Origin of the sequence: Xanthomonas sp. LMC-A-07, from assembly GCF_030208825.1 — a bacterium.
GTDB lineage: Bacteria > Pseudomonadota > Gammaproteobacteria > Xanthomonadales > Xanthomonadaceae > Xanthomonas > Xanthomonas campestris.
The window spans coordinates 262,380-284,514 of the sequence record NZ_JARVTF010000005.1 but is presented as its reverse complement, the minus strand read 5'-3'; the positions used below and the strand labels follow the sequence as shown (position 1 = coordinate 284,514).

The 22,135-nt window shown below is 67.3% G+C and carries 19 protein-coding genes; 13 read left to right on the top strand and 6 right to left on the bottom strand.

From position 1 onward, the window contains the following. Window positions 1–30 precede the first annotated feature (30 nt). The 6 genes from QRM89_RS04175 (at window position 31) to QRM89_RS04150 (ending at window position 6,183) form a co-directional block, all read left to right on the top strand. Entirely contained in the window at window positions 31–885 is an 855-nt protein-coding gene (locus QRM89_RS04175; protein ID WP_285447350.1) for a Wzz/FepE/Etk N-terminal domain-containing protein, read from the top strand. A gap of 161 nt (window positions 886–1,046) precedes the next feature. Next, complete coding sequence (locus QRM89_RS04170) at window positions 1,047–1,892, top strand: class I SAM-dependent methyltransferase (protein WP_228439991.1); 846 nt, start codon at window positions 1,047–1,049, stop codon at window positions 1,890–1,892. A 12-nt stretch (window positions 1,893–1,904) separates the two neighbouring features. Next, window positions 1,905–3,119, top strand: a complete 1,215-nt coding sequence (locus QRM89_RS04165) for an amidohydrolase family protein (RefSeq protein WP_285447349.1) — start codon at window positions 1,905–1,907, stop codon at window positions 3,117–3,119. An 8-nt stretch (window positions 3,120–3,127) separates the two neighbouring features. Next, window positions 3,128–3,826, top strand: a complete 699-nt coding sequence (locus QRM89_RS04160; protein WP_285447348.1) for a class I SAM-dependent methyltransferase — start codon at window positions 3,128–3,130, stop codon at window positions 3,824–3,826. 123 nt (window positions 3,827–3,949) lie between these two features. Beyond that, window positions 3,950–5,074, top strand: coding sequence for a glycosyltransferase family 4 protein (locus QRM89_RS04155; RefSeq protein ID WP_285447347.1), 1,125 nt, complete (start codon window positions 3,950–3,952; stop codon window positions 5,072–5,074). After that, window positions 5,071–6,183 carry a glycosyltransferase family 4 protein gene (locus tag QRM89_RS04150; RefSeq protein WP_161961911.1) on the top strand — a complete coding sequence of 371 codons (1,113 nt, stop codon included), beginning with the start codon at window positions 5,071–5,073 and terminating at the stop codon, window positions 6,181–6,183. The genes QRM89_RS04155 and QRM89_RS04150 overlap by 4 nt, the downstream gene beginning before the upstream one ends. Window positions 6,184–6,200: 17 nt before the next feature. Here the strand turns inward: QRM89_RS04150 and QRM89_RS04145 are convergent, their stop codons facing one another. After that, complete coding sequence (locus tag QRM89_RS04145) at window positions 6,201–7,415, bottom strand: nucleotidyltransferase family protein (protein WP_285447346.1); 1,215 nt, start codon at window positions 7,413–7,415, stop codon at window positions 6,201–6,203. 52 nt (window positions 7,416–7,467) lie between these two features. Then, on the bottom strand, window positions 7,468–8,955 hold the full coding sequence (locus QRM89_RS04140) for a radical SAM protein (RefSeq protein ID WP_285447345.1): 1,488 nt from the start codon (window positions 8,953–8,955) through the stop codon (window positions 7,468–7,470). Window positions 8,956–9,175: 220 nt separating this feature from the next. Here QRM89_RS04140 and QRM89_RS04135 point away from each other — a divergent pair, with 220 nt between their 5' ends. After that, the gene (locus QRM89_RS04135; protein ID WP_285447344.1) at window positions 9,176–10,264 is read left to right on the top strand and encodes an HPr kinase/phosphatase C-terminal domain-containing protein; all 1,089 of its coding nucleotides are present in this window, start codon (window positions 9,176–9,178) and stop codon (window positions 10,262–10,264) included. A 39-nt stretch (window positions 10,265–10,303) separates the two neighbouring features. After that, entirely contained in the window at window positions 10,304–12,004 is a 1,701-nt protein-coding gene (locus tag QRM89_RS04130) for an ABC transporter ATP-binding protein (protein WP_285447343.1), read from the top strand. A gap of 80 nt (window positions 12,005–12,084) precedes the next feature. Here the strand turns inward: QRM89_RS04130 and QRM89_RS04125 are convergent, their stop codons facing one another. Then, the gene (locus QRM89_RS04125) at window positions 12,085–13,491 is read right to left on the bottom strand and encodes an MFS transporter (protein WP_285447342.1); all 1,407 of its coding nucleotides are present in this window, start codon (window positions 13,489–13,491) and stop codon (window positions 12,085–12,087) included. 421 nt (window positions 13,492–13,912) lie between these two features. On the opposite strand from QRM89_RS04125, the gene QRM89_RS04120 reads away from it, so the two are divergent. Together QRM89_RS04120 and QRM89_RS04115 are read left to right on the top strand one after the other, a co-directional pair. Then, the gene (locus tag QRM89_RS04120) at window positions 13,913–14,914 is read left to right on the top strand and encodes an LLM class flavin-dependent oxidoreductase (protein ID WP_042598887.1); all 1,002 of its coding nucleotides are present in this window, start codon (window positions 13,913–13,915) and stop codon (window positions 14,912–14,914) included. A gap of 60 nt (window positions 14,915–14,974) precedes the next feature. Beyond that, entirely contained in the window at window positions 14,975–15,475 is a 501-nt protein-coding gene (locus QRM89_RS04115) for a pyridoxamine 5'-phosphate oxidase family protein (RefSeq protein WP_285447341.1), read from the top strand. A gap of 31 nt (window positions 15,476–15,506) precedes the next feature. On the opposite strand, the gene QRM89_RS04110 is transcribed toward QRM89_RS04115, so the two are convergent. Then, window positions 15,507–16,181, bottom strand: a complete 675-nt coding sequence (locus QRM89_RS04110; protein ID WP_042598888.1) for an exopolysaccharide biosynthesis protein — start codon at window positions 16,179–16,181, stop codon at window positions 15,507–15,509. Beyond that, a complete protein-coding gene (locus tag QRM89_RS04105) occupies window positions 16,165–17,475 on the bottom strand; it encodes a hemolysin family protein (RefSeq protein WP_014507468.1) in 1,311 nt (436 codons plus the stop codon). Before QRM89_RS04105 ends, QRM89_RS04110 begins: the two co-directional genes overlap by 17 nt. 273 nt (window positions 17,476–17,748) lie before the next feature. Here QRM89_RS04105 and QRM89_RS04100 point away from each other — a divergent pair, with 273 nt between their 5' ends. The 3 genes from QRM89_RS04100 (at window position 17,749) to QRM89_RS04090 (ending at window position 20,484) form a co-directional block, all read left to right on the top strand. Next, window positions 17,749–18,375: a DUF47 family protein gene (locus QRM89_RS04100; RefSeq protein ID WP_011036867.1), complete on the top strand. Its 627-nt coding sequence runs from the start codon at window positions 17,749–17,751 to the stop codon at window positions 18,373–18,375. A 9-nt stretch (window positions 18,376–18,384) separates the two neighbouring features. Continuing rightward, window positions 18,385–19,512 carry an inorganic phosphate transporter gene (locus tag QRM89_RS04095; protein WP_011036868.1) on the top strand — a complete coding sequence of 376 codons (1,128 nt, stop codon included), beginning with the start codon at window positions 18,385–18,387 and terminating at the stop codon, window positions 19,510–19,512. Between the two features lie 210 nt (window positions 19,513–19,722). Further along, entirely contained in the window at window positions 19,723–20,484 is a 762-nt protein-coding gene (locus tag QRM89_RS04090; RefSeq protein ID WP_285447340.1) for a YdcF family protein, read from the top strand. A gap of 54 nt (window positions 20,485–20,538) precedes the next feature. Here QRM89_RS04090 and QRM89_RS04085 read toward each other — a convergent pair whose 3' ends face one another. After that, complete coding sequence (locus QRM89_RS04085) at window positions 20,539–22,035, bottom strand: S10 family peptidase (protein ID WP_285447339.1); 1,497 nt, start codon at window positions 22,033–22,035, stop codon at window positions 20,539–20,541. Window positions 22,036–22,135 lie beyond the last annotated feature (100 nt).

Genomic DNA, 22,135 nt, shown 5'->3' with positions numbered 1-22,135 from the left:
CGTTTGTTTTCGATTACCGAGCCAAGCCTGATGAAAGATGAAGACGAGATCTACCTGATCGACCTGTGGCGCATCCTGCTGCGCGAGTGGCGCTGGGCGCTCGCCGCGCTGCTGGTGGTGCTGGCAATCACGTTCGCCTTTACCCGTGTGGCCAAGCCGCAGTGGGAGGCCACGGCCTGGATCCAGGTCGGCGAAATCGGGCCGACCCCGGCCGGGCGTGATCCCAAGGTGGAGCCGTTCCAGCGGGTGATCGACCGGATGAAGACGCGGCTGTTCCAGGACGCGGTGCTGACGCAGGCCGGCGTGCCGCTGAAGAGCCGTGCCGCGCAGCTGTACCGCGGCAGTCTCAAACCCGATCCGGACCCGTATGCCAACCTGATCGGCATCACCATCCGTGCCGACTCCGCAACACAGGCGCGCACGCTCGCAATGGCCACCGTGGCGCAGCTGCAGGCATTGCATGGCCAGACCAACACCGCGGCGTTGGCGCTCGCGAAGACGCGCCTGCGCGGCCTGGACGAAGACCTGCGCGTTGCGACGGCCAGCCGCACGCAGCTGCAGCAGCAGCTGGGCAACCCGCAAGCCAATAGCCAGGCCACGCCTGCGCAGGTGCTGGCCGGCGTCCTGCTCACCGACAGCAACACCACCATCCGCGCCTTGAAGACCGAGCGTGACGATCTGGTCGCACGGCTCACCGAGCGCTACACCTACCAGACCTCGCTGGCGTGGCCACTGTATGTGCCGGACCACCAGGCGTTCCCGAACGCGATCATGGCCTGGGCTGCCGGCATTCTCGGCGGCGGTGCGCTTGGCGTACTGGCCGCGGTGTTGCGCAATGCCGTGCGCCGCGGCGGACGCGGGCAGCCACCGCACGCGGTGGTGTAAGCGCTGCGAAGTGCATTCGTTCGATCCAGATCGCACCCACGCAGTGCCGCAACCAAAGTGGCGGCAGCCGGCACTCACGGTTCAATCAAGCGATGCCGTGAGTGCGGCGCCGCGTCTGGAGAGTGTCGTGACAACAGCAGGACCGGTGGGAGAGCGTGCGCATGTCGGCAACCAATGAGCCACTGGCGCGGCGTGGCCGCGGTGTGGATGCGTCGCAGTTGCTGGAAACCCAGCGTGCCTTCGACAGCGTGGCCGCCGACTACGATGGGCCGCGCGGCAATAATGCGCTGATCCAGCGCATGCGCACCACGCTATGGGACACCGTGGCCACCGAACTGCCGGTCGGTTCGCGGCTGGTGGACCTGGGCTGCGGCACCGGGCTGGATGCAGGCGAGTTCGCCAGCCGTGGCTATAGCGTGCTGGCCACCGACTGGTCGCCGGCCATGGTGGCGCGCACCCGCGAGCGTGCTGCCCGACAAGGCCTTGAGGAGCGCCTCACTGCCGCGCATGTCGGCATCCAGCAGCTGGAGCGGCTGGAAGGCGAGTTCGATGGCATGTATTCCAACTTCGGCCCGCTCAACTGCGCGCCGGACCTGCCGGCCGTCGCTGCCGAGTGCGCACGCCTGCTGCGCCCGGATGGCTGCCTGGTGTTTTCGGTGATCGGGCGGATCTGCCCGTGGGAAGTCGGCCACTACGCATTGCGCGGCCGCTTCAAGCGCGCGGCGGTGCGTGCGGCGCAGGGTGCGACCGCGGTGGGCATGAACGGCCACACCATCTGGACCTGGTACCACCTGCCGCGCGAGTTCTACCGCGCCTTCAGCCAGCACTTCGTGCTCGATCGCTACCAGGCGCTCAGCCTGTTCCTGCCGCCGCCGTATCTGGTGGACTTCTATGAGCGCCATCCGCGCCTGTCCGCGCGTCTGGGGCAGTTGGACGACCGCATGGGCGGCTGGCCGTTGCTGCGCGACATGGGCGATCACTTCCTGATCGTGATGCGCAAGCGCTGAGTGGAGACCGCGATGGCCATGGCCGATGTGTGCCTGCACGGCGCGCGCGCGATCACCCTGGCCGGGCCATCGCGCGCGCCGGTGACCCTGCGTGCCGGCCACTTCGGTGGCACGCTGGGCACCGGCACGCTGCGGCTGGATCTGCAGGGGCATGTGCTGGCCCCGGGCCTGATCAACGCGCATGAGCATCTGCAGATCAACGCCGTGCCGCCGCTGCCGCAGAGCGCACCGTTCGCCAACAGCTATGCGTGGATCGATGCCTTTCAGGCGCATTTCCAGCGTCGCGACGTGGCCGTTGCGCTGCAGGTGCCCAAGGACATACGCCTGCGCCAGGGCGGGCTGAAGAATCTGCTCGCCGGGGTTACCTGCGTGGCCCAGCACGATCCCTGGCACGCCGCACTGGATGCGGCCGATTTCCCGGTGGCGCTCCTGCGTGCATTCGGCTGGAGCTATGCGTTGGGCGGGCCAGCTTATGGTCCTCCGGTGCAGGAGAGTTTCGCCGCGACCCCGGCCGAGCAGCCCTGGATGATCCATCTGGCCGAAGGCACCGACGCGGTTGCACGCGCGGAGCTGGACGCCTTGGACCGTCTCGGTTGCCTGGCCGGCAACAGCGTGTTGATCCATGGCGTGGGGCTGGGCGAGCAGGATATCGACCGCATCATCGCCTGCGGTGCGGCCGTGGTGTGGTGCCCGTCGAGCAATCTGGCGCTGCTCGGCCAGACCCTGGACCCCTGGCGTCTGTGCATGGCCGGGCGGCTGGCGCTGGGTAGCGATGCGCGCGTCAGCGGCGGGCGCGACCTGCTCGACGATCTGCGCCTGGCCACCGACAGCGGGTTGGCCCCGGACCTGCTGCTGGGCCTGGCCACGCATCAAGCGGCGCGCATCCTGCGCCTGCCCGCGCGCGGCAGCCTGGCACCGGGCGCGGTGGCCGACCTGGTGATCGTGCGCGACCGCGGCGGTGAGCCTGCGGCGAGTGTGGTGGGCTGCAGCCGCAGCCAGCTGCGCGCGGTGATCCGCGATGGCAAACCGCGGATTGCCGACCCCGATTTCGCTCACTGGTTCGATGCGGCCGGCATCGCAACCGTGCCGGTGTTGCTGGATGGCTGCCCCAAATTGCTGGACGCCACGTTGGCCGATCCACAGGTGCTGGCACTTGAACCCGGCGTGCAGCTGCTGTCGCCGCACACGCATGTCGCAACGCGCGTGGCATTTGGAGCCGCGCAATGAACAGTGCAATGAGCAGTGTGCCCATCCTGGAACCGGCCGCAGCGTATGCGTTGTGGGCGCAGGCGTATCCGCCGCACGCGCACAACCCGGTGATGCTCGCCGAGCAGCGCGCCATGCTGGCGCTGTTGCCCACCGACCTGCGCAGCCAGCATGTGCTCGATGCCGGCTGTGGCAGCGGGCGCTACATGCTGCAGGCGCTGCAACGCGGCGCTGCGCAGGTCACTGGCGTAGACCTCTCGCCGGAAATGCTGCAACGCGCTGCGCACGAACTGGCGCAACGCTGGCCCACCACGTGCTTCTCCCTGCAGCAGGGCAGCCTGGAACAGTTGCCGGTGGGCGATGCCATGGCCGACATCACCGTGTGCGGTTTGGTGGTCGGGCATCTGCCACGGCTGTGGACGGCGCTGGAGCAACTGCGGCGCGTCACCCGCATCGGCGGCAGCGTGCTGTGCAGCGACGTGCATCCGATCGGCCATGCGCTGGGCTGGCGACGCGACTTCAAGGCCGACGGCCAGCACTACGCCATCCGCCATACCCAACATCTCTACAGCCATTGGCATTCGGCATGCGCGGCGCTGGATCTGGCGATCGAGGCGGTGGCCGAGCCGATGCTCGATCCTGCCGACATTCCGCCCGGCGCGCGCTTCGACACCGCCGCGCTGCAAGTGCCGGTGGCGCTGGTGCTACGCCTGCGACGGCTCGCATGAGCGGCATGGTGAGCGGTGTGCAGGTGGCGTCTTGGCGCCGCGCCGTGCAACGGGTCGTGCAGAACGCGGGCAGTCGTGCTCACATCGCGCGCGCCGCACGTCACCTGCGCTCCGGGGACTGACGTGCACGTGGCCCATCTCAGTCTGCTGCCCGCGCCAAGCGGCTGGGATGCCGCGCAGGTATTCGCGCAGTGGCCATCGCTGGCCGATATTGCCGAAGCAGTTGCCAGCACCGGCACCCAGGTGACGGTAGTGCAGGTGTCTGCGCCCACCGAGCAGCTGACGCGGCAGGGCGTGGCGTATCACTTTCTCGACCCTGGCAAGCGCGGCAGCGCCGCACGTGCGCGGCGGCTGGCTGATCTGTTGCAGCAGCTCGACGTTGCGGTGATCCATGTGCACGGGCTGGAATTTGCCGGCGATGCGCGGCGCCTTGCAAGGTTGTTGCCGCAGGTGCCGATCGTGCTGCAGGACCATGCCAATCGGCCGCCGCGCTGGTGGCGCAGGCCGGTGTGGCGCGCGCGCTACGCGGCGGCGGCCGGCATCGCGTTCACCTCGCTGGCGCTGGCGCAGCCCTTCGTCCGTGCCAGGCTGTTTGGGCCGCGCACGCAGCTGTTTGCGATCCCCGAATCGAGCAGCCGCTTCACGCCGGGCGACCGCATCCAGGCGCGCGCGGTCACCGGCCTGGCCGGCGACCCATGCGTGCTGTGGGTTGGCCATTTGAGCGAGGGCAAGGACCCGCTGTGCGTGCTGGATGCCGTGGCCATGGCGGCAGCGCGCTTGCCTGGCCTGCGGCTGTGGTGCGCCTTCCATGAGGCGCCGCTGCTGGAGGCGCTGCGCCAGCGCATCCATGACGACCCACGGCTTGCATCACGCGTGCACTTGCTGGGCAAGGTCACGCATGCGCAGATTCAGCAGCTGCAGCGGGCGGCGGATGTGTTCGTCTCTGCCAGCCATGCGGAGAGTTGCGGCTATGCCGCGCTGGAAGCCTATGCCTGCGGAACGCTGCCGCTGCTGAGCGACATTCCCGCCTTCCGCGCGCTCAGCGACAACGCGGCCATGGGCGCGCTGTTTCCGGTGGGCGATGCCGCGCGCCTGTCCGATCTGCTGGTGGCGCACGCACGCCAGCGCCCCAGCCGGGCGCAGGTGCGTGCGTATTTTGATGCGCGGTTGTCGTTTGCCGCAGTGGGCCGGCAATGGCGCGACGCCTACACACAGGTGCTGCGCACGGCAGCGGGGCAACGGCAATGAAACTGGCGGTAGTGGTGCCCGGTGGCGTGGATCGCAGCGGCGAAGTGCGCGTGATTCCGGTGTTTCTGACCTTGATCGACTGGTTGGCGCGCAACCACGAGGTGCATGTGTTCGTGCTGCACCAGGAGCCGGAGCCGGCGACCTGGATGCTGCGCGGCGCCACCGTGCACAACATCGGCCAACACCGCACCCGCCTGCGTGCGATCGCCGCGATCCGCGAGGAGCATCGGCGCGCGCCATTCGACGTGGTGCAGGCCCTGTTTTCAGGCTATTGCAGCTTGATTGCGGTGGTGGCGGCCAAGCTGCTGCGGCGGCCCAGCGTGGTGCATATCGCCGGCGGCGAGCTGGTCGCGCTGCACGGCATCGGCTACGGCGGCCGCCGGCGTTGGCGCGGGCGCCTGCGCGAGGCGGTGATCCTGCGCCTGGCAGACCGTGTCACCGCGGCCAGCCTGCCCATCATTGCTTCGTTGCATGCGCTGGGCGTGACGGCGCAGCGTGTGCCGCTGGGCGTGGACCTGCGCGCCTGGCCACCGGCGCCGCCGCGGGCACGCAGCGGCGGTGTGGCGCGGCTGCTGCACGTGGCCAGCCTCAACCCGGTCAAGGATCAGACCACCTTGCTGCGCGCCCTGGCTGCCCTCAAGCGTGCCGGCGTGGCGTTCGTGGTGGACATCGTCGGTGTCGACACGCTCGACGGCAGGATCCACGCATTGGCCGAACAGCTGGATCTCAGCGCGCAGGTGCGCTTTGTGGGCTTCAAGACGCAGCGCGAATTGCGCCCGATCATGCAGTCCGCTGATCTGCTGCTGATGTCCTCGCTACACGAAGCCGGGCCGATGGTGTTGCTGGAAGCCGCGCTGGTGGGCGTGCCCACGGTGGGTACGGCGGTGGGTCATCTGGCCGAGTGGGCGCCGAGCGCCGCACTGGCGGTACCACCGGGCGATTGGGCCGGCCTGGCCGAAGCGATCCGCCAGGTGCTGGCCGATGACGAACTGCGCCTGCGGCTCGCCTGGGCCGCGCAATGCCGCGCCACCCGCGAAGATGCCGGGCTCACCACCCGGCTGTTCGAAACGCTGTACCGCGAACTCTGCGCGCAGCGACCGCTGCGCTGATCAACTGCAGGTTGGACTCAGGCCGGCTGCAGATACCCATCCAGCGCCGCGCGCACCACGTACAACATGTCGGTGCGTGGCACCGGCCGGGTGAGGCGCGTCATCAGTCGCCGCGTCTGTGACTGGCGCACCCATGGCTGGTCTTGCAGCCACAGCTGCGTGCGCAGCATGTCGGCGCGCTCCTTGCGGCTCTCTGCCGACGGCGCGATGCGCTGGCGCAGGTACTGGCGTGCCTCGCCCAGCGAGCGTGACCATTCGATGCCGGGCAACGCCGGCAGCCACAGGTTGGAGCAGGACGCGGTCGTCAAGGTCAGGCGCGCGGCGCGCATCCGCAACAGCGGCGCACACTGCGCACGCAGGCGTGCGAGCACCGCGGCCGGCACCACACCGCCGTAGTAGCGCTGCAGCAACAGCAGCGGCGGCAACGCCCACCACGGCGGCGCAGCGCTGTCTTCCCACAGCACCTCCCAATCGCGCGGGCCCATGCGTGTGACCAGCAGCGCCAAATCGTGCAGGTGCATCAGGCGGATGCTGCGGTGGCAAATACCGCCGGCGGCGTGCAGCAGCAAATGGCACATCAACGCGCCAATCGACGGATAGGCATTCAGACCCGGCTGCGGCCGCTCCGGCAGTACACGCGCGGTGATGTCCACACACGCCACCGGCAAGCGTTCCTGGATGCGCGTGTGCAGCTCGATACTGATCGGTGCATCGCGGTGCTCGCCCAGCCCGGCCACGGCCTCGCCGTGCACCGGCTTGAACACCTGGTGCTTCCACTGGTCGAACGAGGCCACATAGCCCAGCGCACACAGCAGCTCGGCCGCATGCGGTGCATCCTCTGGCTCCACCAATAGATCGATGTCGGCCATGGGCCGGTCGCCGGGCAGATACACGCCCAGCCGATGCAGGGCAGTGCCCTTGAGTCCAGTCACTGCAATGCCGGCACTTCTTGCGGCGGCATCGATCTGGGTCAACAGCAAGGCGATACGGCCATGGCGATGCGCTACGTGCGTACGCTGCTCATCCAGGAAACGTGTCCATTCGGCTGTCTGCCACAGCGATTGGCGTTGCAGCAGCGGCGAAACACCATGTGCGGCGGCGGCGGCGGCGGCCAGCTGCCATTGCAGGCGGTCCCAGCGTGGCGGCGCCTCGCTGGGCTGCGCAAGCTCCCGGGCGAGCCGTTCGGTGGCCGTGCGCAGGCCATGTTTGATCGTGCGAAGCGAAGGCTGCATCGAGGCAATCCGGAAAAGAGGTAACAACGGTGGTGCAGGGCGCTGGCGAGTTTCAGCCGACCAGCACGCTGGCCAGCTGACGCACTGGTCGCGCTGCCGCCGTCAACGGTTCGGTGCGATGTGCGTGCTCGGAGGCGATCAAGCTGTCCCAGCGCTGCTCCAGCGCTTGCCACGCCTGCGCATACGCCACATCGCCCATCGTGGTGCGCGCCTGCTGCAGGTCCACCTCGGTGTGCAACAGATTGCGCACGCTGCGGTAGAACTCCGAGTCGTAGGCACCGCGGAACATCATTGCCAGGTCGTCGCTGTCCTGCCAATGCGTCTTGCCACCCAGCTGATTTTTCACTTCCTCGTAGAACTTGGTGCCGGGCAGCGGATACGACACGCTGACACCGATGAGATCCGGTGCGGCCTCGCGCACCAAGGCGCGGGTGGCCAGGATGTCGGCGAGTTCTTCGCCCAGATAGCCCAGCTGGATGAAGAAGCCCACGCGGATCCCGCGCGTACCCAGACGGCGGCGTGCGGCGATGACATCGGCCACCTGCGTGCCCTTGGTCATCTTGTCCAGGATGCGCTGGCTCCCGCTCTCCGCGCCCAACCACGCCTCGGCGCAACCGGCACGCGCCAGGGCGGTGGCCATGCGGTCGCTGGCAAGATCGGCGCGCGTCTGGATCATGAAGGGGATCGCACCATCGGCATCGCTGAGCTGCTCGGCGAAGGTTTCCACCCAGTCGATATGGAAACCGAAGATGTCATCGGCCATCCAGATGTGATCGGGCCCAAATGTGCGCTTGAGGTGGATCATCTCTGCGGCCACGTCTTCGGCGCTGCGGCGCTTGTAGTGGTTGCCCCAGATCGGCTTGGCGCACCAGTTGCAGCGGAACGGGCAGCCGCGCGATGCGGCCATGTTGAGGCTGAAATAGCCGTGGCGTTGTTGCCAGAAGGTGCGATAACGCGGGATGTCCACCAGGTCCCACGCGGGCAAACCGCTCAGCCGCGCATCCGGCGGCTGCGCGCCCACGTGTTCGCGAGCGGCGGCCGGATGCGCGGTGGCGATGCGTGCCACGCCGTCCAGCCAGGTGTCGGGTGCGCACTGTGGGTTCGCGTCCAACCGTGCCACCAGTTCCAGCAACGGCGCGATACCTTCGCCGATCAACACCGCATCGGCACCGGCGGCCAGAAACACGTCCGGATTGTCGGAGGCATCGGAGCCGGCCACCAGCACGCGGCAGCCCTGCGCGCGTGCGGCGGCGATCATCGTGCACGCCGCCTCGCGCATGCGGCTCAGGCACATCTTGGTGAGGAAATTGAAGTTGTCTTCGTAGAACACCACCAGGTCCGGCTGCGCAGCCTGCAGCGCGCCGGGGTAGTCCTGCACGTCATCGGCGAGCATGGCATCGAACAGGCTCAAACGATGGCCGTGTTCGCGCAGCAAGGCGGCCACCTGCAACGTGGCAAGCGGCGGATAGGGCTTGCCGCGTTCCCATTGTTTGGGGTCGTAACGCAGGAAGTACGAATGACTGACCTGGATCTTTAGCATCTGCGCAAGGTTCTCGTTCTGTCGCCAGGTGGGCGCAGCAGCGGCGCGCGCAAGACACCGGCATTCGGCTCGGCAGTAGGTGCGCATGCAAGCCACTTTGGTTGTGCCGATGCACAAGCCGTGCGCTGCGCGCCGTTCATGCGCGCAGCTGGCAATGCGACGCAACCTTTCGGCGGCCGAGCCGCACACACCGGCTGAATTTGTGCACGGATGGAACGGCATGCCGCAGTCGGCCGCAGTGGCGGAATTGGCGCCAATCAGCGCGTTGTGGGCGGAGCGCGCGCACGCTGCAATGCCGGCCCCGCTGGATCCGTTTGACGAGCAACGGCCACGCCGGCATGGCGTGCGCAAGCAGGTACTTGGCGCGTCGTTCCACTTCGAAAGCGACAGCCCGGCGCTGCTTGCGCTGGTCGAGGCGGCGTATGCCGGGCTGCCTGAGCATCGCTTCGATGGCGCGCCGCAGTTCCATATCACCCTTGATGTGGTGGCGCGTGCGCCGCGGCTGCCGGTGGCCGAGCCGCCGCCGGTTCGCACGCATGCCGCTGCCGGCCTGCTGTGCGGGGTGATGGACGAGTGCAACTACCTGATGGTGTCGGTCGCCGAGCGGCGCGCCATGGTGGTGGTGTCGGACGACATGCTGGTGCATGCCTATCACCTGCGCTACGAGTTGATCGAATTCGCGGTGTTCCTGTTGGCAGCGCGTGGCATATCGCTGGTGCCGCTGCACGGCGCCTGCGTTGGCTGGCAAGGCCGTGGTGCGCTGTTGCTCGGGGCCAGTGGCGCCGGCAAGTCGACCCTGGCCTTGCACAGCCTGTTGCGTGGGCTGCAGTTCGTGGCCGAAGACGGTGTCTTTGTGGAGCCGCACCATCTGGTTGCAACCGGCGTGGCCAACTTCCTGCATCTGCGGCCGGCATCGCTGGGCCTGCTGGACGCACCCACCCGCGCCTGGATCAGTGCGGCGCCGACCATCCGGCGGCGCAGCGGGGTGGAAAAGTTCGAGGTCGATCTGCGCGATAGCCGCGCCGTGCTCGCGCCGGCACCGCTACCGTTGGCGGCGGTGGTGTTGCTGAGCGATGTACCGGCCACCGATCCGGCCCACCTGCTGACGCCGATGGCGCACGAGGAGATCGCTGCGTGCCTGGCGGCGGATCAGCCATATGCGGCCGGCCAGCCCGGCTGGTCGCATTTCATCGCGCAGGTGCAGCAGCGTGGCGTGTACCGCATGCAACGCGGCGCGCATCCGGATGCCGCAGTGGATGCGCTGCTGCAGCTGCTGCACCGCGCCGCACCCTCACTGCCGGGCGCGTGAGCGCATGGCGCAAGACGTGAGCCCATGACGAGCGCTGAAATGGACGCCGCCACATCGCGTGCATCGGTCCGCGTGGTGGTGCGCAGCTTTGCCGCCACGCTGGTGCGTGCCGATCGCAGCCGCATTGCGCTCTACGTGCTGTTGTCGCTCGCCGCCGCCTTGGCGGGCAGCGCGGTGGCCGTGTGCCTGGTGCCGCTGGTGCAGCCCGGCCAGGGCCTGCGCGTGGCCGGGCAGGTACTGGCCCTGCCCGGCGGCCTGCCATTGCAGGCGAGCCTGTTCGTCCTGGTAAGCCTGCTGTTTGCCGTGTTGCGCTGGCAGAGCGCGCGGTTGGCGGCCCGCTTGACCAGCCGCTATGCCAGCGGCCTGCGCCAGCGCGTGCATGCCTCCTTGCTCGAGGCGCCATTGCCGGCCTTGGCCGATGCCAGCTCGGCGGAAATCGCCAACGTGCTGACCTACAACATCGAGATCGCCACGCAGGGGTTCAGTGCGGTGCTGCAGTTGCTGGTGGCCGGCATCACCGCAGTGGTGAGTGTGTGTCTGGCGCTGTTGATCGTGCCGGGTGTGGTTGCCGCCGCGCCGGTGTTGCTGGTGCTGGCCTGGTGCGGGCTGAGGGCCTCGGGCAGTGCGCAGCAGGCCCGCATCAGTCGCGACTACGTGGCCGACATGACCCGGCTGTTCTGGCTGAGCGAGGACTTCCCGCGGCGGCTGCGCCACGTGCGCTCGTTCCAGCGCGAGGATGTCGAAACCGGTCACTACACGCGCATTTCCGATCGTCTGGGGCAGGGCTACGCGCAGCAGCAGGCACTGGTGGCCAACAGCCGCCTGCTGCTGGAGCTCACCGCAGTGGCCGCCATCGCCGGCATTCTGGTGGTGGCCAACCTCTGGCAGGGCGCCGATCGCGCCGCGTTGATCACCGTCAGCCTGTTGCTGGGTCGCTTGTTGCCGTATCTGGTGTCCACTCGGCAGAGCGTGCAGCAGTTGCGCTCGGCGTGGCCGGCCTTGCAACTGTGGCGCCGCTACGTGGCGCTCGCCGCCCCGCGTAGTGAATCGACACGCGCGGATGCTTCGACATTGCCGGCGCCGGTGCAGATCGATCGCGTCACCCTGCTGCAGCCACTGTCCGCGCTGCAGATTCCCCCCCTGGCGCTGGTGCCCGGTCAGATCACCCTGGTGGTGGGGCCATCGGGCATCGGCAAGAGCAGCCTGATGGATGTGCTGTCGGGCCAGACCGCGCCGTTGCACCTGCAAGCACGCATAGCGGGCCGCATGCTGGGGTTTCCCGAGTACCGCGCACTGATCCGCCACAGTGCGTATGTGGGGCAGGGCGTACGGCCATGGCAGCGATGCGTGCGCGATTGCCTGGAGTGGGCGCTGCCCGGCGCGTCGGAGGCACACATGTGGGCGGCGCTTGCCGATGTCGGCCTGGGTGCACGGCTGCAACGCGATCCGCTCGGGCTGGATGCGCCGATCAATGGCAGTGATGGCCGGCTCTCCGGCGGTGAACTGCAACGGCTGTTGCTGGCACAAGTGTTGTTGCGCGCCCCAGCGCTGGCCTTGCTGGACGAAGCAACCAGCGCACTGGATGCGCAGTCCGAGCAGCAGGTGCTGTGCATGTTGCGCCAGCGGTTACCGCAGACCGCTCTGGTGGTGGTCTCGCATCGCACCAGCCTGGCCAGCATCGCCGACCACACAGTGCCCCTGGGTGCTGCGACGACTACCCCCGCTGAAACCGTGCCGTAGCGCAGCGGCCCGCATCACCATCAACGCACGACACGCGTGCGACTCCGCACGGCTTTCCGCTACACGGCACTACACGGCAATCACCCGGCGATCTCTTCCAGCGCACGATTGCGCGTGCGTGGGCCGAACGCAGCAATCACGCTGGCCACGATCGTCATGCTGATCACGATGAAGGCCAGCACGCCGTGGCTGCCGGTCTGCGCCAGCAGCCAGCCGATCAATACGCTGCTGCCGGCCGTGGACAACCGGCTGAAGGAATAGCAAAAACCCACCGCACGTGCGCGCAGTGCCGTGGGGAACAGTTCGGCCTGGTAGCCGTGGTAGGCAAAGCTCATCCACGCATTGCAGAAGGCAATCATCGCCCCGCAGGCAATCATGCCCAGCGGCGCGTGCTGTAGCGCGAAGAGCACGCCAAATACCACTGCGCCCAGTGCCGATGCACTGATCTGCCATTTGTTCTCCCAGCGATGCACAACACGCAGCAGCAACAGCGGCGCCAACGGGTACGCGAGCGAAATCGCAAACGCATACGCCAGGCTCTTGGTCACCCCGGCGCCTTGCGCATTGATGAGCGCAGGCAGCCAGTTGCCGAAACCGAAGAAGCCAATGGCCTGGAAGATCTGGAACACCACCAGCATGCCGATACGCCCGCGGTAGGGCGGCCGCCACAATGCGGATAGACGGCTATCGGGTGCGGCAACCCGGTGCACCGGTTCCGGCGGCGGCAACGCCTGGCCAGGATCGCGGCTGCAGGCAGCTTCGAGCTGCGCCATCACCGCCTCGGCCTCGGCATGCCGCCCTTGCGCCGCCAGCCAGCGTGCGGACTCCGGTAGCCGGCTGCGCAGCCACCAGATCGCCAGCGCAAACACACCGCTTAGCAACACCACCCAGCGCCAGCCACTGACACCCAATGGCGCATGCGGCACCAGCAGCCAGGCGGTCAGCGCCACGCTGGGCACCGCCAGGAACTGCAGGAAAAACGCGAACGCAAATGCGGCCCCGCGCATGTGACGCGGTACCAGTTCGGACAGGTAGGTATCGATGGTCACCAGTTCGATGCCCAGCCCGATCCCCACCACAAAGCGCAGCACGATCACTGCGGTGGCAGTGCTTTGCAGGCCCATGGCCACCGTGGCGGCGGTGTACCAGACCAACGCCACCGTGAACACCAGGCGGCGGCCGAAGCGATCGGCAAAGGGGCTGAGCAGGGCGGCCCCAACGAACAGGCCGAGAAAGGTCGCCGCGGCAAACGCGGCTTGATCGGACATGCCGAAGGCGCCGTCGTTGCCGCTGGAAAAGATGCCGTCGCGAATGAGCCCCGGGCTGATATAGGCGGTCTGGAACAGGTCGTACAGCTCGAAGAACCCGCCCAGCGCCAGCAGCCCGACCAGCCGCCACAGCGTGGCGCTGGCGGGCAGGCGGTCGATGCGCGCGGCGATCTGCGCACTGCTCGCCGTCGCGGCAGCGGAGGTGGAAGAAGACGTCATTGCAGGCGCCAAGGGGCAGGGTGGCTGAGCATAGCCAAGCCAGCTGCGGCATTGCGCAGTGCGGCTTCGCCACCTGCGCTGCGTGTTCGCAAGGGGGTGACTGCTCTCTAGACCTGCCCGCAGGCGGCGGCTGCAGCGCGACTTTGCGTGGACTTACCACTGCGGGCCGGGCGCGCAATGCCGTGCCCCACATGCGCACGCATGCCTCGCGGCTGCCGTTCGCTGGCCATCAATCCGCTCAAGCAAGCACGACCATTCCCGCGGCACCACACGCTTCGCTGCCGTCTGCCCGACCGCCACAGACGCGCCCACCGGTGTTCACCTGCTGGGACGCTGTAATCCCCCAGCCAGCCCTTGTACCGCTGGCAATGCGCGCAGCGCAGCCCCATCTCTGTCCCATCATTCTTCCCGGAGTCATCCAATGACGCCCATTTCCGTGCTGGACCTGGCACCGGTCTGCGAAGGCAGCGACACCACCCACGCCTTCGCCAACATGCTCGATCTCGCGCAGCACGCCGAACGCTGGGGTTACCAGCGCTATTGGCTTGCCGAGCACCACAACATGCCGGGCATCGCCAGCGCCGCCACCGCGGTGTTGATTGGCCATGTCGCCGGCGGCACCAAGACCATCCGCGTGGGCGCCGGGGGCATCATGCTGCCCAACCACGCCCCCCTGCAGGTGGCCGAGCAGTTCGGCACGCTGGCCTCGCTGTATCCGCAGCGGATCGACCTGGGCCTGGGCCGCGCGCCCGGCACCGACCAGCCCACTGCCCGCGCTCTGCGCCGGTACTTCGACAGTGCCGACCACTTTCCGCAGGACGTGGCCGAGCTGCTGCGCTATTTCGCCCCGGCCGTGCCGGGCCAGTTGGTGCAGGCCGTGCCCGGTGCGGGCCTGGACGTGCCGGTGTGGCTGCTCGGCTCCAGCCTGTTCAGTGCGCGGCTGGCTGCGGCGATGGGGCTGTCGTTTGCCTTCGCCTCGCACTTCGCACCCGATGCAATGGATGAAGCAGTGGCAATTTACCGCCGCGAATTCCGTCCCTCCGCGCAGCTGTCCAAGCCGTACGTGATGCTGGCGCTGAACGTGGTGGCTGCCGAAACGCATGCGCAGGCACGCAAGTTGTTCACCACCCAGCAGCAGAGCTTCGTCAACCTGCGTCGCGGCCGGCCGGGCAAGATTCCGCCGCCGGTGGACGACATCGAAACGTTCTGGCAGCCGCATGAAAAAGCCGGCGTGGAGCGTGCATTGGCCTGCACGGTGCTCGGCGATGCGGATCAGGTGGCGCAGGGCGTTGCCGCCTTCATCGAACGGCACGCACCGGACGAGCTGTTGTTCACCGCCAATATCTACGAGCACGCCGCGCGTCTGCGCTCGTTCGAGATCGCTGCGGCGGCGTGCCGCGAGCTGGACGTGACCACCGCGTGATTCACGTTGCTTTGCGCACCGATCCGCTCAGATGCAGCCACATCTATTGGGAGTGACTGCATGCAGATCCAGGAACGTGGCGAGAGCATCAAGCAACTGGCGGAATTGATCCGCGGGGTGAACGTGGCAATGTTCACCACCGTGTCGGCCGACGGCCGGCTGGTCAGTCGGCCGCTCGGAACGCAGGAAGTGGAGTTCGATGGCGACCTGTGGTTTGCCACCGCCGCCGACAGCCCCAAGGTGGCAGAAATCGCCGCCGATCCGCGCGTCAATGTCGCCTATGCCTCGGCATCGAAGAACAGCTACGTCTCGGTGGCTGGCACTGCGCGGGTGATCGATGACCGCGCCAAGATCGAGCAACTGTGGTCGCCGGCAATGAAGGTGTTCTTCCCCGGCGGAAAGGACGACCCGAACCTGCGCCTGATCCACGTGCGCGCCGAATCGGCCGAGTATTGGGACGGCCCCGGCGGGCTGCTCGGCAAGGCGCTGTACTTCGTGATGACTGCAGTGACCGACGATCCGGGCAGCCTGTCGGACAACTGCGTCGTGGACCTCAAGTAAACCGGGTAATGCAGGTGCCTGCCGTCTGCGCTCAGCGCCAGGCGGCGGGCCACCAGCCACGGATCAGGTCCACCAATTGGTCGGAGGTCACGCCAAAGGCCGCCACCGACAGCAACGCCGCGCTCCAGCCAACCAGCAGCAAGGCGCCATCGCGTTCGAGCAATGCCAGCGCGAACAGCAGCAGGATCAGCCCGAAGATGTAGTTGGTAAATGGGATCGGCAGGGTCAGCAGAATGCCGACCAGCACCAGCAGCAAGCCGGTGAATACCTGCGCCGGCCGGCGATCGACCAAGCCGTGCAGGCGCGGCTTGAGCAGCCGGTCCAGGCGTCGCAGTGTCGGCGCCAGCCGCGTCATGAAGCGTTGGCCGGTACTGCGGCGCGGCCCGCGTTCGCCGATGAAGCGCGGCACCCAGGGCTTGCGCAGGCAGCACATCATCTGCACGCCAATGAGTACCGTCAGCGGGCCGCTGATGCCCCCGGCCACGCCTGGAATGGGAATGAAAGATGGCAGGATCGCCAGAAACAAAAACACGCCGAACGCGCTTTGCTGCAGATCGGCCAGAATCTCGCGCACGCGCAGCACCTGCTGCGGGTCGCCGTCGCTGAAGGCAGCCAGCAGGCTGCGGATCCCTTCGTTGCGGTAGCGCATCTGCTCGCGGTCTGCCGCCGCATCGGGCGGCGGCGCGGCATCACCCGACGATGTCATCGCTGTCCTCGTCGCCAACGCGGCGCAACAGCAGTTTGTCTACGCGTGCACCGTCCAGGTCGACGATCTCGATGCGCCAGCCGGCCCAGTCGAAGAATTCGCCGGCCTGCGGAATGCGGCCGAAGTAGTAGATGCACAGGCCCGCGAGCGTGTGGTAATCGCCCTCATCGGCTTCCGGGAGCTCGGCGCCCAACACTTCGCGCAGTTCTTCCACCGGCAGCGAGCCATCGATCAGCAGCGAGCCGTCTGCGCGCGTGACCACGAGAGCATCGTCGTCGGTGTTTTCCACCGCCTGCAGGCGGCCGACCACGGCGCCCATCAGGTCGCTGATGGTGACCAGCCCGCGGATCTCGCCGTATTCGTCCACCACCAGCGCCATCGACTGCTGTTCTTCGCGGAAGATTTCCAGCAGCTTCATCGCATGCGTGGATTCGGAGACGAACAAGGTGTCGCGCAGGTTCTGGAACAAGTGCGCGCCGTGGCCATCCATGCGCGTCACCAGCGATTTGACCTCCAGCACGCCGGCAATGTCCTGATCGCTGCCGCGGTACACCGGGTACCGCGAGAACTCGTGTTCGCGCATCACATGCAGGTTGCGTTCGGGTTCGGCGTTGGCATCCAGCCAGGCGATGCGGTTGCGTGGCGTCATCAAGCTGTCGGCGGTGCGGTCGCCCAGGCGCATCACCCGGTTCATCATGTCGCGCTCGTGCGCGTCGATCACGCCGGCTTCGTGGCTTTCGGCCACCAGCATGCGGATCTCTTCTTCGCTGACAGACGCCGATTCGTCCTTGCCCATGCCCAACATGCGCAGCACCAGCCGGGTGGAGCGCGCCAGCACCCACACGCCGGGCGCGGCGATCTTCGCCAGCCAGGCCATCGGCACGGCCACCACGCCGGCAATGTCTTCGGAATTGCGCAGGGCCAGGCGCTTGGGCACTAGCTCGCCGAAGATCAGCGTCAGGAAGGTGATCAGCGCCACCGCCAGGGTCTTGCCGATCACCGGCGCGTACGGGTCCAGCGCCGGCACGATGCCCTGCAGCCAGGTGCCGATGGCGATGCCGATCGCCTCGCCGCCGAACACGCCGGTCAGGATGCCGATCAGGGTGATGCCGATCTGGACCGTGGACAGGAAGTTTTCCGGGCTCTCGGCCAGGGCCAGCGCCCGCGCGGCGCGCTTGCTCGAGCCTGCCATCTGCTTCAGGCGGCTCTTGCGCGAGGTCATCAGCGACATCTCCGACATGGCGAAGAAGCCGTTCAACAGAATCAGGGCGATGACGATCAGGAACTCAACCACGGGCGCATTCCCCGGTCAGTGAAGGGGAGGGCGGGGTGGGACGCGGGTCGCCGGCGGCCTCAAGGGCGGAGCGGCAACAGGGGGGGCTAGGGTCGTCTTCCATAGGATGCGCCCGAAGGCGCGGTGGCATGTTAGCAAATCACAGGGTGGTTCGAGCCGGGAAATGCCCATGTGAAGGGACCGCGCAGCACCGATATACCCAGACAGGTCATGGAACGGTCATAATTCGCCCTTGGTGCCGTCTCTCCCTCGACGGCAGGAAGTCCTCCACCCATGTTCTCGTTGCAGACCATCTTCGGTTCCGGCAAGCAGTTCTACGCGCTTCTGAACGAAGCGGCCGAGGCCGCCTACGACAGCACCAAGGCCTTGCACGCCATGATGCGCGAGTCCGACCGGCAACCCGCGTTGGACGCTTTCAAGCTGGCCCGCCTGCGCGAACGCGCTGCCTCCGACAAGATCGGCCAGGCGCTGGTGGACAGCTTCATGACCCCGATCGAGCGCGAAGACATCGAAGCGCTGGGCTCGGCGTTGTACAAGATTCCCAAGCAGGTCGAGAAGTTCGCCGACCGCTATTCGCTAGCCACCCAGCACCTGGAACACATCGATTTCGCCCCGCGCGCCTCGATGCTGGAGCAGGCCGCCGCGGTGGTAGTGGAAATGGTCACCGACCTGCCGCGCATGAACATCGACCGCATGACCGCGCTCAACGACAAGCTGCGCATGCTGGAAAACGAAGCCGACCGTCTGATGCTCGAGCTGTACCGCGACATCTATTCCGGCCGCCTGGATACCCTGCAGATGTTCCTGCTCAAGGAGTTCTTCGAGATCCTGGAAAAGGCCATCGACCGTTGCCGCGAGGCCGGTGTGGTGGTGTACCAGATCGTGCTGAAGAACAGCTGAGGTCGCCGCGTGCTTACCCTTGTTCTGGTGGTGATCCTGGCGGCGCTGGTGTTCGAGTTCATCAACGGCTTCCACGACACCGCCAACTCCATTGCCACCGTGGTGGCCACCAAGGTGTTGTCGCCAGGCTGGGCGGTGATGCTGGCGGCCGGCATGAACCTCATCGGCGCGCTCACCGGCACCGCCGTGGCGCTCACCATCGCCTCGGGCCTGCTCAATACCAACGTGGTGGATGTCACCCCGCAGGTGATCCTGTGCGCGCTGCTGGGCGGCATCATCTGGAACCTGATCACTTGGTGGAAGGGGCTGCCGTCGTCGTCCTCGCACGCCTTGATCGGTGGGCTGTGCGGTGCAGGCCTGGCCGCCGCGCACAACAACTGGGATGCGCTGATCTGGTCGGAAAACATCGGCAACTGGGCGAAGAACAAGGGCCTGTTGTGGAAAGTGTTCGTGCCGATGATCACCTCGCCGATCGCCGGCTTCCTGCTCGGCATCGTGGTGATGCTGCTGCTGTGGGCGTTGATCGCCGGCATGGCCAAGCTGGGCGGGCCGATCGGCCGGCTGGCGCGTCCGCGCTGGGTCAACGCGTTCTTCGGCAAGGCGCAGATCGCCTCGGCGGCCTACATGGGCTACGCGCACGGCCATAACGATGCGCAAAAGACCATGGGCATCATCGCGATGACCCTGATCGGCGCGCAGTCGGCCGGTGCACTGGACGATCTGCCGAGCTGGCTGTCGTTTCTGCATCCGGGCACCGGGCTGGCCGCAGGTGCCGGCATTCCGATGTGGATCGTGCTGACCTGCGCAGTGGTGATGGCTGCCGGTACTGCCTCGGGCGGCTGGAAGATCATCAAGACGCTCGGCCACAAGATGGTCAAGTTGCACCCCATCCACGGCTTTGCGGCGGAAACCAGTTCGGCCACCGTGCTCACCGTGGCCGCGCACTTCGGCATGCCGGTGTCCACCACGCACAGCATTTCCACCGCGATCATGGGCGTGGGCTTTGCCAAGAATCCGCGCTCGCTGCGGCTGGGCGTGATCGAACGCATCGTCTGGGCCTGGATCCTCACCATCCCGGCTGCCGGTGGCGTGGCGTATCTGATCCTGCGCGGGTTCGAACTGTTCGGCTGGACCTGAGGTCTGTCGCGCGGCGGTCATCTGCATCGTCGACGATGCGCCGCCCCGCGCGGCAATGTCCGACGCTTGCGCGGATGCGGTCAGTAGTCCACGCATGAGGCATGCTGGCCGGGGGATGGATGCGAGACGCGCGCCGCTTTCATGCGTCACGCGCCAGCGTTGCGCGACGCCAACGCCTGAAGTCCCGCTCTTGGCTGACGGAGACGCAAGATGATGCTGTCGCTGGTCTGTGTGCTGTTCGGCTTTGCCTGGCTGATCGATCGGCTGGGCATGCGGCGCTTCTCGCGCCTGGTCGGCGCGCTGAGCCTGCTGCTGGTGCTGGCCGTAGGCTGCGGCCCGCTGCCGTCGTGGATGCTGCGCGACCTGCAACGCACTGGCGCCAACGATTTCACTGACTGGGGCGCGCGCAACGCCATCGTGCTGCTTGGCGCGGGCACGGTGCGCTCCGACCGTGCGGGTGCGCCGGCCGAAGCGAACGTGTTTGCCTATGGCCGCATCGTCGAGGCGGCGCGCCTGTACCGCGCTTGCGCCGCCACCGGCAACGACTGCAAGATCGAGATCAGCGGCGGCGATGCGCGCGGGCTCGGGCTGAGCGAAGCGGTGGTGTACCGGCGGGTATTGCTGGGCTTGGGCGTGGAGGCCGGCGATCTGATTCTGGAGCCGGCCAGCATGACCACCTGGCAGAACGCGCAGTTCAGCCAGCCGCTGCTGCGCGCGTACCGGCCGCAGCGCATCGTCTTGGTGTCCTCGGCCACGCATCTGCATCGCGCCGAGCTGTATTTCCTGCACTTCGGCATGCGCACCACGCCGGTCCGCTCGGACTGGTTGCGGGCCTCGTGGTCGCTGCTGCCGCAGAGCTACAACTTCACCCTGGCCGATGTGGCGCTGCACGAATACCTGGGCATCGCGCGTTACCGTGTCTACGAATGGCTGGGCTGGAACGTGGAGGCCACGCTGCCCGGTGCGCTGTGATCGCTGCAAGGCATTGCGCACTGTCGGCGACTGCTGCCGCCGGCAGGACCAACCTCAGCGTGTCTCGTACATCGCCTTGACGTCGCTGCGGAACGCGGCCTGGCTGTCGGCGCGGTTGTAGAACATGTGGCCGCCTGGGTACTCGCGTACCTGCACGCGCTTCGGGTCGCTGCCCATCGCCGGCATCTGGTCCACGGTGAGCACCGAACCCATGAAGGGGCAGGAGAGGTCGTTCCAGCCGTGCGCGATCAGTACGCGCAACTTCGGGTCGATCGCCACCGCCTGGCGCAATTGCGTCACCGCGCCCTTGCGCAGCTCATCGTCCCAGTCCCAGAGCTTGTTGACGTCGTAATTGAGCGCCTGGTAGCGCGCATCGATCTTCCAGCCCACCACGCGGGTCACGAAGTCCACCATCGCGGTGGTGGTGGGCGCGATGATGCTGTCCAGCAGTGGGTCGTTGGCGCGTTGCTCGGGGTCGTTGGGGAACGGGTCGAACGCGGTCACGTTGGAATCGTAACGGCTGCCCAACTCGCCTTTATCGCGGAAGACTTCGCGCAGATACGCCTGGGTTTCCAGGCGCCCGCCGGAGCGCCGCACATAGGCCGGATCCAGTCCGGTCATGCGCGTGACCTGCTGCAGCATCGCCTCGCTGGCCTGCGGGTCGGTGCGTCCTTTCATCAGTGCCACCGCGTAGTCGCCGCGCGTGTAGTCGATGACACGGCGCATCGCCGCGTCGGTGAGCTGGCCCTGGCGTTCCAGGTGCGCGGCGGCGATGGAGGGCAGCGTCATCATCCAGGCAAGCGGCGACACATCGCTGTTGTCGTCCAGGGTCGGGTTGAGGTACGGCGACACCAGCACCACGCCATTCATCGCCACGCCCAGGCGGGTCTGCAGGTAGTGGGTGATGCGTGGGCCGCGGAAGCCGCCGTAGCTTTCGCCCACTAGGTATTTGCGTGCCTGCAGGCGGCGATTCTTGAGCAGCCAGTCGTAGACCACGCGGGAAAGATATTCGACGTCAGCCTGCGGGTTGTAGAACTGCTTCTTGGCCTCGTCGTCACTGATCAAAGAGCGGCTGAAGCCGGTGCCGATCGGGTCGATGAACACCAGGTCGGTGAAGTCCAGCCAGGTGCCGGGATTGTCGCGCAGCGCGGCCGGTGCCGAGGCGCTGTCGCCTTCGGCGCCAAACGCCACCACCTTCGGGCCGATCGCGCCCATGTTGAGATACACCGATGAAGCGCCCGGGCCACCATTCAACGCAAAGGTGACCGGGCGGTCCTTGCCGTCGACGGTGTAGGCGGTGAAGACCACCTCGCCGGTGGTCTTGCCCTGCGCATCGCGGACCGGCAGGGTGCCCACAGTGGCGGTGTAGCTCAGTGCGCGCCCGGCCACGCGGGTGCTCTGGCGTACGCTGGCATCGGCAGGCAAGGGCGCCGGTTTGGTAGCGGGTGCATCGGCGGCGGGGTCGGTCTTTTTATCTGCCGGCGCGGCCGCCAGGGCCGGCCCGCCCAACAGAAGAAGCGTCAGCACGCTGGCGCGCAAGAAAGAAGGCATGGTGGTCAACAGCGATGGGGGAGTGACGATCCTAGGCGCCTGCGATCGCTGTTGGATGTGCCCAAAGGCATGGCAGGACGCGCTGACCGAAGCAGCGCGG

What these genes read in the sequence shown, in the direction of transcription:
- QRM89_RS04120 (WP_042598887.1), top strand. Translation starts at nt 13,913, where the DNA reads ATGACGCCCATTTCCGTGCTGGACCTGGCACCGGTCTGCGAAGGCAGC.
- QRM89_RS04115 (WP_285447341.1), top strand. Translation starts at nt 14,975, where the DNA reads ATGCAGATCCAGGAACGTGGCGAGAGCATCAAGCAACTGGCGGAATTG.
- QRM89_RS04125 (WP_285447342.1), bottom strand. Translation starts at nt 13,491, where the DNA reads ATGACGTCTTCTTCCACCTCCGCTGCCGCGACGGCGAGCAGTGCGCAG.
- QRM89_RS04145 (WP_285447346.1), bottom strand. Translation starts at nt 7,415, where the DNA reads ATGCAGCCTTCGCTTCGCACGATCAAACATGGCCTGCGCACGGCCACC.
- QRM89_RS04130 (WP_285447343.1), top strand. Translation starts at nt 10,304, where the DNA reads ATGGACGCCGCCACATCGCGTGCATCGGTCCGCGTGGTGGTGCGCAGC.
- QRM89_RS04150 (WP_161961911.1), top strand. Translation starts at nt 5,071, where the DNA reads ATGAAACTGGCGGTAGTGGTGCCCGGTGGCGTGGATCGCAGCGGCGAA.
- QRM89_RS04140 (WP_285447345.1), bottom strand. Translation starts at nt 8,955, where the DNA reads ATGCTAAAGATCCAGGTCAGTCATTCGTACTTCCTGCGTTACGACCCC.
- QRM89_RS04100 (WP_011036867.1), top strand. Translation starts at nt 17,749, where the DNA reads ATGTTCTCGTTGCAGACCATCTTCGGTTCCGGCAAGCAGTTCTACGCG.
- QRM89_RS04170 (WP_228439991.1), top strand. Translation starts at nt 1,047, where the DNA reads ATGTCGGCAACCAATGAGCCACTGGCGCGGCGTGGCCGCGGTGTGGAT.
- QRM89_RS04165 (WP_285447349.1), top strand. Translation starts at nt 1,905, where the DNA reads ATGGCCATGGCCGATGTGTGCCTGCACGGCGCGCGCGCGATCACCCTG.
- QRM89_RS04085 (WP_285447339.1), bottom strand. Translation starts at nt 22,035, where the DNA reads ATGCCTTCTTTCTTGCGCGCCAGCGTGCTGACGCTTCTTCTGTTGGGC.
- QRM89_RS04110 (WP_042598888.1), bottom strand. Translation starts at nt 16,181, where the DNA reads ATGACATCGTCGGGTGATGCCGCGCCGCCGCCCGATGCGGCGGCAGAC.
- QRM89_RS04090 (WP_285447340.1), top strand. Translation starts at nt 19,723, where the DNA reads ATGATGCTGTCGCTGGTCTGTGTGCTGTTCGGCTTTGCCTGGCTGATC.
- QRM89_RS04135 (WP_285447344.1), top strand. Translation starts at nt 9,176, where the DNA reads ATGCCGCAGTCGGCCGCAGTGGCGGAATTGGCGCCAATCAGCGCGTTG.
- QRM89_RS04175 (WP_285447350.1), top strand. Translation starts at nt 31, where the DNA reads ATGAAAGATGAAGACGAGATCTACCTGATCGACCTGTGGCGCATCCTG.
- QRM89_RS04160 (WP_285447348.1), top strand. Translation starts at nt 3,128, where the DNA reads ATGAGCAGTGTGCCCATCCTGGAACCGGCCGCAGCGTATGCGTTGTGG.